Annotated in this window: 10 protein-coding genes; 5 read left to right on the top strand and 5 right to left on the bottom strand. The window is 39.7% G+C overall.

Annotated features, from left to right (window positions below; genetic code table 11):
• The first annotated feature begins 134 nt into the window (after nucleotides 1-134).
• Nucleotides 135-428 carry a hypothetical protein gene (locus B3E92_RS05450; RefSeq protein WP_070561096.1) on the top strand — a complete coding sequence of 98 codons (294 nt, stop codon included), beginning with the start codon at nucleotides 135-137 and terminating at the stop codon, nucleotides 426-428.
• A gap of 52 nt (nucleotides 429-480) precedes the next feature.
• On the opposite strand, the gene cmk is transcribed toward B3E92_RS05450, so the two are convergent.
• From cmk to topA, 3 genes are read right to left on the bottom strand one after another with little or no spacing between them, the layout of a single operon-like run.
• Nucleotides 481-1176: a (d)CMP kinase gene (gene cmk / locus B3E92_RS05445; RefSeq protein ID WP_070561097.1), complete on the bottom strand. Its 696-nt coding sequence runs from the start codon at nucleotides 1174-1176 to the stop codon at nucleotides 481-483.
• Nucleotides 1176-1589 carry a hypothetical protein gene (locus B3E92_RS05440; RefSeq protein WP_046672862.1) on the bottom strand — a complete coding sequence of 138 codons (414 nt, stop codon included), beginning with the start codon at nucleotides 1587-1589 and terminating at the stop codon, nucleotides 1176-1178. The genes cmk and B3E92_RS05440 overlap by 1 nt, the downstream gene beginning before the upstream one ends.
• Nucleotides 1590-1591: 2 nt before the next feature.
• A complete protein-coding gene (gene topA, locus B3E92_RS05435; protein ID WP_286895710.1) occupies nucleotides 1592-3991 on the bottom strand; it encodes a type I DNA topoisomerase in 2400 nt (799 codons plus the stop codon).
• Nucleotides 3992-4368: 377 nt separating this feature from the next.
• Here topA and B3E92_RS05430 point away from each other — a divergent pair, with 377 nt between their 5' ends.
• Nucleotides 4369-5283, top strand: coding sequence for a glycerophosphodiester phosphodiesterase family protein (locus B3E92_RS05430; RefSeq protein WP_286895709.1), 915 nt, complete (start codon nucleotides 4369-4371; stop codon nucleotides 5281-5283).
• Nucleotides 5284-5391: 108 nt separating this feature from the next.
• Here the strand turns inward: B3E92_RS05430 and B3E92_RS05425 are convergent, their stop codons facing one another.
• The gene (locus B3E92_RS05425; protein ID WP_070561100.1) at nucleotides 5392-6207 is read right to left on the bottom strand and encodes a patatin-like phospholipase family protein; all 816 of its coding nucleotides are present in this window, start codon (nucleotides 6205-6207) and stop codon (nucleotides 5392-5394) included.
• A gap of 110 nt (nucleotides 6208-6317) precedes the next feature.
• Here B3E92_RS05425 and B3E92_RS05420 point away from each other — a divergent pair, with 110 nt between their 5' ends.
• The 3 genes from B3E92_RS05420 to ppk2 all read left to right on the top strand — a co-directional run bounded on the left by B3E92_RS05420 (nucleotide 6318) and on the right by ppk2 (nucleotide 12322).
• Complete coding sequence (locus tag B3E92_RS05420; RefSeq protein WP_286895707.1) at nucleotides 6318-7022, top strand: DsbA family oxidoreductase; 705 nt, start codon at nucleotides 6318-6320, stop codon at nucleotides 7020-7022.
• 69 nt (nucleotides 7023-7091) lie between these two features.
• The gene (gene smc, locus B3E92_RS05415) at nucleotides 7092-10634 is read left to right on the top strand and encodes a chromosome segregation protein SMC (protein ID WP_286895703.1); all 3543 of its coding nucleotides are present in this window, start codon (nucleotides 7092-7094) and stop codon (nucleotides 10632-10634) included.
• Nucleotides 10635-11512: 878 nt separating this feature from the next.
• Nucleotides 11513-12322 (top strand): polyphosphate kinase 2, encoded by an 810-nt coding sequence (gene ppk2, locus B3E92_RS05410; RefSeq protein WP_046672869.1) that lies wholly within the window; start codon nucleotides 11513-11515, stop codon nucleotides 12320-12322.
• 84 nt (nucleotides 12323-12406) lie between these two features.
• Here the strand turns inward: ppk2 and pckA are convergent, their stop codons facing one another.
• Nucleotides 12407-14026, bottom strand: a complete 1620-nt coding sequence (pckA, locus tag B3E92_RS05405) for a phosphoenolpyruvate carboxykinase (ATP) (protein WP_286895699.1) — start codon at nucleotides 14024-14026, stop codon at nucleotides 12407-12409.
• Nucleotides 14027-14132: the final 106 nt, after the last annotated feature.

Here is a 14132-nt window from a genome sequence, read left to right as displayed (position 1 = left end):
TCCATTTTGAGACAGCCTCTTTTTCTTTTTTCATGGTTCCTTCCCATAAACCCCAATTCTATTTCTTTTTTAAAAAAAACAAAACAAAGTTTTGAAGCATCTTGTTCTTATTATAGTAACAAAAGCGATTTCATATGGATAAATTGAAGAAATTCCAATTGATGGAAAAGATAGCAAGAGAATTAGAAGATGTCAGAAATAGCCAGCAAGCTGTTTTGGAAAAAATAGGTAAAATCGAAGTTGATAACATTGAACTCGGCGATAAAAATATCGAAAAAACAATTCCCGATATCTATCAACGTACAGCAGATAATTCAGATGCTATTAAAGCTCTTCTGGAATCTTTTCAAGATGAGACAGCAGAGTTTGGGGAAAAGAACAATGTTGGAAAATTATTGGAACAACAACAAATTAACAGTATAAAATAATGATATTCCAAACACAAAGAAGGCCGACTAAATAATCGGCCTTCTTTGTGTTTTATAATTGGACTTTTGCAGCCTTAGCTTTCAAATACTCTTCTTCAACAAAATGGAGCTGTTGTTCTGGTGTCAGATTAGAATTATCCAAAACAATCGCGTCTTCCGCTTGTCGTAATGGACTTTCCGCACGGGTACTGTCGATACGGTCACGTGTTGCAAGATTTTCCACGACTTCTTCCAACGTCACATCCTCCCCTTTTTCCGTCAACTCCAGATAACGTCGCGCAGCACGTACTTTAGGATCGGCCGTCATAAAAATCTTCAGATCAGCATCTGGAAAAACAGTAGTACCGATATCACGGCCATCCATAATAATATTTCGTCTGCTACCCAATTTTTGCTGCTGGGCGACCATGGCAACCCGGACAGCTTTAATTGCACTCACATCACTAACTTTATCAGAAATATACATCTGACGGATCTCTTCCGAAATATCCTCATCATTTAGATGGATCTCCGTCTTTATTGCATTTGGGATAAAATCAATATGGATATCTTTTAGTGCGCTTTCGATCGCTTCTTGATCATCCAGCGCTATTTTATGCCGGATAAAATAGAGTGTGACGGCCCTATACATGGCTCCGCTATCAATAAAGGCAAACTTCAGTTTTTTTGCCAAAGCTTTTGCCAGTGTACTCTTACCGCAGGAGGAAAAGCCATCTATGGCAATAATAAAATTGTGACGTCCACTCATTATTCGTTTCCTCCTATGATTACACCTGGACGATTGACCAAAGGAACCTTAGTCAGGTTACCATCCACAATGCTTTCAGGTAAAAAGATATATTTTTTATCGTAAATAATGTTATCAATATAAAAACTCAACCAATATTCATTTGTAAGCCCGAATACCTGTTCATCAATCGCTTCAACACGATCGAAAGATTTAGCTTCTATATTTCCAATAAAATGACGCAGCGTCGTTGTTGTTACTTGTCGGCCATCCTTTTCGCCATAACCTTTTGAGCTAATCAGCACGTTCTGAATAGCAATGTTCTTGTCGTTGATAACATAGACAGTCCAATTTTTTGTCTCCACCGTCTCACCTTCCAAAACGACGGCGATCATAATGTCTTTGACTATATTTTCAGGCAAATCTGCTTTCATGCTTATTTAGACTTTGTAGTTTTTTTAGCTGGAGCCTTCTTAGCGGTAGTCTTTTTTGCTACAGTTTTCTTTTCTGTTGTTTTTGTTTTAGTTGCTTTTCCTTTTGGCGCATCCGCCTCAGCCCATTTTAACACATCTTCATAGGTAATTTTTTCAATTTCCGTTCCCTTAGGAATCTTCAGATTCTGCTTGCCAAAACGAATAAATGGTCCCCAGCGTCCCTGTTCAATCTGAGCATCCGGATTTTCATCAAAAACCCGAATCACTTTTTCGATATCTTTCTGACGTTTGTCTTTGATAATCTGTATCGCCTCTTCTTCTGTCACATCCAATGGGTCAACACCTTTTGGTAGTGAGTAAAACGCCGAATTGTGACGGATATAAGGTCCAAATCGCCCAACAGCAACCGTCATTTCCTTATCTTCAAATAAACCAACTTTTTTCGGTAATTTGAACAATTCCATGGCATCCTCAAAAGTAATGGTTTCGATCATCTGTCCCTTTCTCAAGGAAGCAAAACGAGGTTTCTCTTCATCGTCAGGAGAACCAATCTGTACCAATGGGCCGAACTTACCAATGCGAACCGAAACAGGCTTACCGGAAACCGGATCGACACCGAGCTCACGCTCATTATTCGCACGATCTGCATTGACTAAAGTATCTTCTACCTCAGAATGAAAAGGCCCATAGAAATCATGCAGCATTTTTGTCCATTCGGTCATTCCATGCGCAATATCATCAAATTCTTTTTCTACGTTGGCCGTAAAATGAAAATCCACAATACCGTTGAAGTGTTCAACCAAAAAGTCATTCACGACAACACCGATATCTGTTGGAAACATTTTTCCTTTTTCGGCACCGGTTATTTCGGTTTTTGTTACCGCTGTTAATTCGGCATCCTTTAATGTCAGTACACGGTAATCGCGCGATTTACCTTCACGCTCTTCCTTTATGACATACCCGCGGTTTTGAATCGTTGAAATTGTAGGGGCGTAGGTTGAAGGACGGCCAATTCCCAATTCCTCTAATTTTTTCACCAAAGCAGCTTCCGTATAACGTGCTGGCGGTCGTGTAAAACGCTCCGTCGCCGACATGTTTTTCAACGTTAATGGCATACCAACAGCTAATGGTGGAAGAATAGCATTGTCACTATCTTCGTCCATCGCGCTGTCTTGATCGTCATCCAAGGATTCCATGTAAACTTTCAAGAATCCATCAAATTTCATCACCTCTCCCGAAGCATTCAAATCTTCAGTACGAGTTGATATGTCGATTTTTGCCAATGTACGTTCAAACTCCGCTTCACTCATTTGAGAAGCAATTGCTCTTTTCCAAATAAGCTCGTATAATCTTTTTTCGGATGCATCGCCATCGATGGTGTGTTCAGAGAAATAAGTAGGACGAATAGCTTCGTGCGCCTCTTGTGCACCCGATGTCTTTGTTTTATATTTTCTGACTTTATGGTACTGGTTACCATAAGCCGATTTGATTTCCTTTTCAGCAGCCTCAATCGCCGTATCACTCAAATTAACAGAATCGGTACGCATATAGGTAATTCGTCCTGATTCATACAGCCTTTGAGCCACCTGCATGGTGCGGGCAACCGAAAATCCAAGTTTCCGGCTTGCTTCCTGCTGTAATGTTGATGTTGTAAATGGCGCTGCTGGTGAACGCTTCGCAGGTTTTGTTTCGAGATTTTTTACAGAAAAAAGCGCTGCTTTACAATCCTCCAAAAATTTGGTCGCCTCTGCCTCTGTCGCAAAACGCTGCGGAAGCTCGGCTTTAAAACTATCCTTAACTTTTCCCGTATGAAAAAAAGCAACGATCTTAAAAGCCGCTTCGGGTTCAAATTTATTGATTTCACGCTCACGATCTACAATCAGACGAACCGCAACTGACTGCACGCGTCCGGCAGATAAAGAAGGTTTCACCTTTTTCCATAGAACCGGAGACAATTCAAATCCGACTAATCGATCTAACACCCTTCGCGCTTGTTGTGCATTTACGAGGTTATAATCTATTTTACGCGGGTTGTCAATAGCCTTCAAAATAGCTGGCTTTGTAATCTCATGAAACACAATTCTTTTTGTGCTTTCATCTTTTAATCCCAAAGTCTCAAATAAATGCCATGAAATAGCCTCTCCTTCGCGGTCCTCATCGGACGCTAACCAAACGGTTTCTGCAGCTTTAGCCAATTTCTTCAGTTCACTTACAACCGCCTTCTTGTCGGATGGAACTTCATACTTTTGTTCAAAATTCTTTTCGGTATCAATTGCATCATCGGTTTTCACCAAGTCGCGAATATGTCCATAACTTGACTTGACCAAAAAATCCTTTCCTAAATACCCTTCTATCGTTTTCGCTTTCGCCGGAGACTCAACTATCAATAAATTTTTCGCCATCTAATTTGAGATTTGTGCAAATAAAGGGAATTCTGAAAGGAATGACAATAATTTCTTACAAAAAAGACAAAAAAAATAGATTTCATGTCGACAATTAAGAAATTTATCCTACAATAAAGAAGCAGGTAACGAGCTCATGGTTGGCATAGAAACGCTGTCAGATCAAGGTAATTTGCCTATCGAACTACTTTGTGCCCCTCAATTTCAGACCAAAACAAATTCATTTAACTTTATTCGGTTTCGAATTCACCTTCATAAAGTTGCAAAATCAAGTATTCGAAACAGTTAAAATACGTAAAAGCAAAATATATATGTATATTCGCTTATTCAAAAGGGCAATATTAACAACTCCGCTATTTTGTTTAAATATTTTAATAATGAAAAGAAGTCTTCTCAGAATTACCTTTTGGGGCACGTTATTACCATTTGCATCTTGTTCAGTTATGAAAGATTCAGCAAAATCAACTTCAGACAATTTCCCTAAACTTAGCCTGGAAGCGCATCGTGGTGGCCGCGGCCTATACCCTGAAGAGTCTATCGCTGCCATGAAAAATGCAATAGATTTTGCAAAGGTGACCACACTGGAAATGGATTGTCATATTACCAAAGACCGTAAGGTTGTTGTCTTTCACGACGATTACCTTAACCCGAAGTTTGTATTGAAACCCAATGGCACCGAAATTTCTGACAAGGACAAACCGTTGAGAATTTACGATATGCTTTATAAAGATCTGGTTAAGTACGATATCGGATCGAAATTTTACAAAGAGTTTCCTGAACAAAAAAAACAGGTTACACGTATAGCAAAACTAGCAGACCTTATTGATAGTACTGAAGCCTACGCAAATCTAAAAAGGAAAGCGCCGATGTTTTACAATATCGAAGTGAAAAGTAAGGAAGATAAAGATGGTATTTTCCATCCAAGGGTTGAAGAATTTGTGGATCTTATGGTACAAGTAATCACCGATAAAAAAATTGCTGCGCGAACCGTTATTCAATCGTTTGATAGCAGAGCCATTAACTATCTGCACAAAGCATATCCTCAAATCAAAGTTTCTTATCTTATTGATGCAAACCATACAAAAAGTGTTGAGCAAACAATTGCAGCTTTGGGTTTCACGCCTTTTATTATAAGTCCGCATTATAAAATAGTAACAAGCGATTATGTCAAGCAGTGTCACAAAGCTGGTATCAAGGTCATTCCTTGGACAGTCAATACGAAAGAAGAAATCGAGCAACTAAAAGCCGTGAAAGTTGATGGCATTATTAGCGATTACCCCAATTTGTTTTAATAAATACTTCACATGGTTCGCTTAGAATAAAAATATCAGTTTCAGTATGTTTCAATGCCAGAGAAACCATGTACAGCCAAAGCAAAGTAGTCCCTTGATCGTCCTAAACTACTTTGCTTTGGCTTTGTTTTTTAATGCTTTGTCAATATATTCCCGCCCCTTCTGGACCAAAAATTCAGAGCGGTGATAATCCCAAAGGTTACAGATATTATAGGGAATGTCTACCACCACATCGGGCCGGTACAAATCAACAATCATACGGCTCATTTTCCTGCGCATCACATAGTATGACGCTTGGAGTATATCCAACGAATTCGAAGTCCTTGTATCCAGTTTTTTGATAACAGAATATTGTTTATCCGGTTTAGATTCCAGATTAACCGCTATGATTAGGTTCTCTTTCTTGGTGACATGATTTATAGGCAATGGATTGAGTACCCCGCCATCAACATAGACATGATTGTCGTCTTCTACAGCTGTAAACACCGCGGGAATGGCAATCGACGCCCGAATAGCATCATACATACTTCCAAAGTCCAGCACAACCTCCTTTTCGTAGTTTAGATCTGTCGCAACGGCTTTAAACAAAATAGGGAAAGTCTCAATATTAGCATCCGGAATCACAGATTTCAAGGCGTTAAACACCTTGATCCCCTTCATCATCCCCAGTCCCTTCCAGCTAAAATCCATCATATTAAAGACCGATTTCTTCGTCAGGCGCTGCATCCATTCTTCCAGAACATCCATCTTCCCCTGTGCATAGATACCACCGACAAGCGCTCCTATTGAACAACCTACCACCTCATCGATTTCGTAGCCCAGCTCTTCAAGACGTCGAATAATACCAATATGCACCAGGCCTCTTGCACCACCCCCGCCCAGAACAAGGGTAACTTTACGATTTAAAAAAGCTTTCTCCACCATAGTTATACAAATACTTGAAACACTTGTTTACATCCATGCAACAATGTAAACAGATAATCATCGTTATTATATGTATTTTTGATTACAATATACGCAGTAAAAAAAGAAATATGAAAATAGAAATTTGGTCGGACATCATTTGTCCTTTTTGTTATATTGGTCTGACAAAGCTTGAACTAGCTCTTCAGGATTCCACAAGTAAGCCATCCGCTGAAATCATCTGGAAATCATATCAGCTTAACCCTGATTATCCCCAAGATGCTCCGGCAATGCCAACCTACGATTACCTCGTTCAAACGAAAGGCATGAGTATGGACGATGTCGTTGCGATGACCTCACAGCTCAGTGCACAAGGAAAAGAGCTGGGTATTGATCTGAACTTTGAAAAAGCAATCGTTGTAAATACAAAAAAAGCACATCGTCTGATCCATTTTGCCCAAGCGCAACAAAAAGGCACTCAAATCAAGAAAGCCTTATTTAAAGCTCATTTTACGGATGGTCTTGATGTAAATAACAACGAGGTGCTCAGCACGATTGCTACGCAAGAGCATCTTTCCGCTCAGGAGGTAAAAAACTTATTGGAATCTGATGAATATGCTTATGATGTTGCACAGGATATTCAAGAAGGTGTCAGCTTAGGACTCCGAGGTGTCCCTTTCTTTGTATTTGACAGAAAATATGCTATCCCCGGAGCACAGCCCATGGAAGTCTTTCACAACACCATAAATGAATGCTTGGCCAGTCAGCCAACACCGCTTGAACGCAGAGGCGAAGAAGGCCCTTCATGTGATCCTGAAACAGGAAAATGTGAATAAAGAAAGGAAAAATTATTGTTTAATTTTACTATTTTCGCAAGCTTATAACGACAAACAAATTTGGTATAAATGCAGTTAACCAAACTAGAAATTAAAGGATTTAAAAGTTTCGGAGACAAGATCACGATCAACTTCAATGATGGTGTCACAGCGATTGTTGGCCCCAATGGATGTGGGAAGTCCAATGTGGTCGACGCCATACGCTGGGTGCTGGGAGAGCAGAGCACAAAGATGCTTCGCTCCGATAAGATGGAAAATATTATCTTCAATGGAACGAAAAATAGAAAACCGGCAAACCTTGCAGAGGTCTCGCTGACCTTCAACAACAACAATAATATTTTGCCAACGGAATTCTCTACAGTGACCGTCACGCGGAAGCTGTTTCGCAACGGCGATAGTGAATATCGATTGAATGATGTCAAATGTCGTTTAAAAGATATCACAGATCTGTTCCTGGATACCGGAGTTGGTGCGGACAGCTATTCGATCATCGAATTGAAAATGATTGATGAAATTATCAATAATAAAGATAATTCACGTCGCAACCTCTTCGAAGAAGCATCTGGAATCTCTAAGTATAAAGTTCGTAAAAAACAGACTTTGGCAAAGCTGAGAGATACTGAGGCCGATCTTAGCCGTGTAGATGACTTGCTTTACGAAATCACCAAGAACCTCAAATCATTAGAAAATCAAGCTAAAAAAGCTGAAAAATATACCTCACTTAAAGCAGAATACCGCCAGAGCAGTATAGATTTGGCTTATTATAAAATAGCAGATTTCTCGACTGAATTGGAAAGACTTCAAACACAAGAATCCAAGGTTCAGAAAGATGCTGCCAATGCACATCAAAATATTCTGAATGCGGAAACGGAACTCCAATCACTCCGCCAGACAAATTTGGAACAAGAAAAAAACCTTTCGGTACAGCAAAAAACAACGCAGGAATTTGTCAATAAAATCCGAGGTTATGAATCGGAAAAGAAGATCAAAAACGAAAAGGTCAAAAATCTTCAAGATAAAGAGAACCGGTTGAACCTCGATATCAACAGCGATAAACAACAGCTTAATCATGTACTCTACACCATCAAACGACTGAATGAAGAATTGTTTGATGAACAAAATAAACTCGATTCGTTAAAAACGAATCTTGAATCGGATAAATCCGAAGTCGACGAACTGAGGGGACAGCAACAATCGGCAAAGGGAAAGCTTGATCTTTTTAATAAGAGTAATGCTGAATTACAGGCAAAAATCTACAAATTAGAAAAAGATCTTGCCGTATTTACCATTCAGAAAGAAGCCCTCCTCCAAGAATCTGTTCGCAATAGTGTAGATACAGAAGCAAAAGAAGCCGAATTGCAGCAGTTTAATTCTGCTGTTACTGAACTGGAAGGCCGTGTGGAAGCACAGCAGTTACAGTATGACTCAGCAAACCAGCTGGAAGAAGAGCTCCAAAGACAGATCAGTCAGTGCCAGGCAAACCTAGAAGAACTTAAGGCCCAGCTTGCCAAAGACCTCCGTCTGGTAGATGCCAAACAAAACGAATACAACCTCACGAAATCTCTTGTTGATAATTTAGAAGGTTTCCCCGATTCCATTCGGTTCCTCAAGAAAAATGCAGGATGGAAAAAGCAACCTCCGCTCCTATCAGATGTCCTTTTCTGTCAGGAAGATTATCGCGTGGCTATTGAGAACTATCTAGAGCCTATAATGAATCACTATGTTGTCGAAACACAACAAGATGCTGTTCAAGCAATTCAGCTATTGAGCGATGCCGCAAAAGGAAGAGCTAATTTCTTTGTTTTAGATGCCATAACACACTCGCCAAACGCTGCCCCTGCACCAAATGACAATTTGATGTCTGCGTTGGATGTGATTACAGTAGACGAAAAGTACAAGGCTTTATGTACGATGCTGCTCCAGCAGGTCTTTATTCTTAAACATGACAATGAAAAAGAACTGGATGAAAAGCTACCTGCTCTGGGACAGGTGATTCTGCAAAAAAATGGACGTTATTCGAAACATCATTTGGGTCTTTCTGGTGGTTCCGTGGGATTATTTGAGGGCAAACGTATCGGAAGAGCGAAAAACCTCGACGTGTTATCCCAAGAGATCAAAACCTTAAATCAGGAAATAGCAAAACTTGAAGATAAAATAACCGCCGAAACAGCTCGCTTGGATGTACTACACGGCAATTCGCAGAAAGAGTTAATCGATGAGCTTCGTTTTCAGCTCAATAGACTGAATAATGAATTAATTACTGTCAAAACAAAGCAAGAGCAATATCAAGCCTTCATCAATAACTCCCAGGCCCGTAAAAAAGATATTCAGGAGAAAATTGAAAGTATAGAATCAGATTTAAGGATTGCCGAGCCACAGCTTCAGGAGCTGCGCCAGGAAAAAGAACAGAGTATCGCCGAATTATCGACTTTACAGGACCAGTTCCATGAAATAGCTGAAATACTTAACGAAAAATCGACCGCATACAATCAAGAGAATATCGCTTATCATCAACAGTTAAACAAAGTTTCCAATATCACGAAAGATCTCGAATTTAGAGAGACGCAGAAGGATGACCACGAACTCCGTCTGGAGCGAAACAGTGCAGAATTAGTTGAAGTGCAAGAAGCGTTAAGAACAACCATTCCATTTGAAGATGAAGAAGATCAGGATCTTATTGCCATGTATGAGCAGAAGATTGCTTTAGAAGATGGTCTTAAAGAATTGGAAGACAACTACTATGCAGATAAGCAGAAAATCAATAATCTCGAAGACGCCCTGACACAGCAGCGTCGTTCAAAAGAGCAGAGTGACTTTCTTATTTCAGAGATCAAAGATAAAAAAACAGGTCTGCAGATCGACCTCAATGCCTTAAAAGAACGCCTTTCCGTTGAATTCAACATTGAATTGAAAGATCTAATTGACCGTGAAGATGCGCCTGAGATCACAGAAGATCAAGCGACATTGGCAACCAAATGTAGCAAACTCAAGAAACAGCTTGATGAATTTGGAACGATCAATCTGATGGCAAAAGAGGCTTTCGACGAGATGAACGAACGCTATGATTTCATTAACAAAGAGAAAGCTGATTTAATTGAAGCAAAAGGATCCTTGATGGCAACAATAAAAGAAATTGACGATACCGCTCAGGTTCAGTTTATGTTTACATTTGATGCCGTGAGGAATAACTTCGTTAAAGTATTCCGTTCGCTATTTAACGAAGAAGACAGCTGTGACCTGGTACTCACAGACCCGAGCAATCCGTTGGATTCAGATATCGACATTATTGCAAGACCCAAAGGGAAAAGGCCGCTGTCTATCAATCAGCTTTCGGGTGGTGAAAAGACCTTGACTTCAACAGCTCTCTTATTCTCACTATATCTTTCTAAACCGGCACCATTTTGTATCTTCGATGAGGTGGACGCTCCTTTAGATGATACGAATATTGATAAGTTCAACAATATTATCCGGGATTTTTCGAAAAATTCACAATTTATCGTAGTCTCACACAATAAGAAAACGATTGCAAGTACAGACATCATCTATGGAGTAACCATGGTGGAACAAGGTGTATCCCGTGTAGTAGCAGTAGATCTAAGAGAAGTTGCCTAGAGCGCAGCAAAATACACAATAAATAAGGCGGACCGGATGTACATCTGGTCCGTCTTATTTTATATATATATCGATTTAAGTTCCGCCCGACTTTAATGAGACTCTTTACTGCAACAAACAGTGAATTGCTCTGAGCTTATTTCATGTCGCAGATCAATATAAGGATAGCGAGCAGACAGCTGATTCCCCCAATAAATAAACCGACTGATAACCAAACGGGCCCGCTACTAATCCCGCCAATGCCCCTGCCATTCGTAGAGGCAAATCCACCAATGCAACACAAGCTCCAAGTGCTGTACCACGCATCTGTAATGCAACTTTTTTATGACTGCCCCCCTCCCACACAACTATATTTCGAGTACAAATATGCTACGGATCAAAAAGCTAAACATTGACTCAATTCAAAAAAAGCCTTTAAGTCGAAAATGGGACCTGAAAAATAAAAAGCCCAGAGTGGGGAACTCTGAGCTTTCGTTAGCCATATATTAACCTATTTTATGAAAAGTATTTGTAATTAAAACGTCGCATTTTTGAATTCATTATAAGAATAGATGCCATTTAACATTTTTTAACATTTAGAATAAACGGAGGATCAGCTCAATTAAGCGGGAACAGAATGGTATTTTTTCGTACTCTTGAAGCGATCCCCCATTCGACAAAAAAGCTCGAAGTGGGGAACTCCGAGCTAACCTAACCAATTATTAACCTAAATTTATGAAAAGTCTTATTTATGCAAACAGCCTTTTTTGCTGTTTAGAATTCTAAACGTAAGTGAAGAGCTTATTATTACACATCCCATTCGGAATTATATGAAATTTGACGTTTTTTAACAATTCAATAAGTAACTTTAGGAAAACGAACGTATAAATCAATAGCATATGGCAGAATACGATTTAAATGAACTTCAGAAGATCTACGAAAACAAAGATGTTTTAAACTATCTGGAACAGCATGGCATTCTGGAGATAAAAAAATTCAATGATGTTTACGATTATGAAAAGGAGCTTTACGAGCTCCAAGTCAAGCTCTTAAAACTTCAATATGAAATCATTGAAAAAGGAAAACGGGTACTGATTATTTTTGAAGGCAGGGACGCTGCGGGTAAAGGCGGTACAATTGGCCGTGTAACCCAATACCTGAATCCCAAAAAGGTGCGCGTTGTTGCATTGCCTAAACCAACCGAGGAGGAAGCTGGACAATGGTATTTTCAACGATATATCAAACAGCTCCCCAATGCTGGGGAAATTGTGATTTTCGACCGCAGCTGGTATAACAGAGCTGTTGTTGAACCAGTATTTGGATTTTGCACCAAGGAACAGCACGAGCTGTTTATGAACCAAGTTCCTGAATTTGAGAAGCAGTTAATCGACGATGGCATCATCCTTATCAAACTATTCCTGAATATCAGCAAAGAAGAGCAGGCCGAAAGATTAAAAGAGCGAAAAGAAGATATCCTAAAACAATGGAAAATCGGTGTGCTGGACGAGCAGGCGCAGGAGAAATGGGATGTTTATACGGGTTATATTGAAGATTTATTTAAAAAGACAAGCACCAAAAAATCGCCTTGGTTAGAAATTACCAAAGATAACAAGAAAAAGGCCCGCTTAGCGTCCTTCAAACTGATTATCAATGCGCTTGTTGGAAGTGAGCAGGAAAAAATAGATTCTTTCGTTACAAAACACGACTAAATGACTGTCGGTCTGGTAAGGTATCATTATAAAAAAACAGGAGGAAAAGTATTTCCTCCTGTTTTTTTATAATATTAAAACGAATTAAGATACAAGTATCGTAGTTTCTATTTTAGGTCCTGCGGCCAGCACGGAGTCCGGCATTTCATTATTGAATTTTTCAAAATTCGAAATGAACAACTTCGCCAAGCGTTTTGCTTGCATGTCATAAGCCTCATCATTGTTCCATAAACCGCGTGCATCTAAAATTTGTGCAGGAACATGCTCTCCACAGCTCGTTGGATATTCCAATCCAAAAATATCATGCTTATTAAACTGAGATTCCAGTAGTGAACCGTCCATGGCCGCGCGAATTAGCGATCGTGTATAATTCAGCTTAATACGTCTACCTATTCCGTAAGGACCAGCAATCCAGCCTGTATTCACTAGCCAAACTTTGATGTTACAATTTTGCTCTAGTTTCGAACGCAGCAAGGCCGCATATTTTGAAGGATGGAGCGGTAAAAATGCCTGTCCAAAACAGGTTGAAAATGCTGCTGTAGGCTCCTTTATGCCGACCTCTGTACCGGCAACCTTTGCTGTATAACCACTGACAAAATGATATACCGCCTGATCGGTGGTCAACAATGAAATGGGAGGAAGTACTCCAAAAGCATCTGCTGTAAGGAAAAAAATATTTTCTGGTTCATTGCCAATTCCATTTATTTCGGCATTTTCCATAAAATCGATGGGATAGGATACCCTCGTATTCTCTGTCTTGCTAATATCATTATAGTCAGGTCGATCAAATTCATCCAACACAACATTTTCAAGGAGAGCCCCAAAACGAATTGCGTGAAAGATCTCAGGTTCTTTGTCTTCTGACAACCCTACACATTTGGCGTAGCAGCCGCCTTCGAAATTGAATATTCCCCTTTCGCTCCATCCATGCTCATCATCACCAATCAACTTTCTGTTTCTATCAGCCGACAGGGTCGTTTTCCCTGTACCTGAAAGTCCGAAAAATAACGCTGTCTCCCCTTCCTTCGAAGTGTTCGCCGAGCAGTGCATAGAAAGCACATTATGTTGGAATGGCAAAATAAAGTTCAATATTGAAAAAATGCTCTTTTTAATCTCCCCCGTGTAACCGGTCCCTGCAATCAGTACTATCTTTTTTGTAAAGTCAATCGCGACAAAATTTTCGTTGATAATGCCATATTGATGCGGCTCATCGATAAGCAGCGTCGGAGCGGCTAAAATCGACCAGGCTGGCTGGGCATCTGGATTTGGCTCCGGCCGTAGAAACAGGTTATTGGCAAATATACTTTGATAAGCTGTTTCCGTAACAACACGTAAATCTATTTGATAAGCTGGATCAGCCCCTGCAGCACAATCTCTTACATAGATGATTTGATCACTTAAGTGAGCCGCTACTTTCGAGAGTAGTGCTTCGAAATTAGCCGGAGACATTCGTTGATTGATCTCTCCCCACCAAACGCTATCTTTAGTTAAAGAATCTTCGACCAGAAACCGATCTTTTGGCGATCTTCCAGTAAATTTCCCTGTATCAGCAGCTAGCGCTCCCGTATCAGAAAGTCGACCTTCGTGATTTGCTAAGGCATGTTCGACCAATTCTGAAACAGGCAATTGATAAAATACATTTTTTGTACTATCAATTTTTAAATATTTCAAATCAGGCGCGTTTCCAATGTTACCCTTTTTCATATTTTTTGTTTGTTTTAAAATGTGCCCAAATTTAAAGGCATTTTTCGCTAAAAACAAAACTCAATTACCTAAAAATCAAGCTTATTGTACAAAAAACACAAAAACA

This window comes from Sphingobacterium sp. UBA6317, assembly GCF_002440385.1.
GTDB lineage: Bacteria > Bacteroidota > Bacteroidia > Sphingobacteriales > Sphingobacteriaceae > Sphingobacterium > Sphingobacterium multivorum.
The sequence above is the reverse complement of the archived record's forward strand: the minus strand, read 5'-3'. Positions and strand labels throughout refer to the sequence as shown.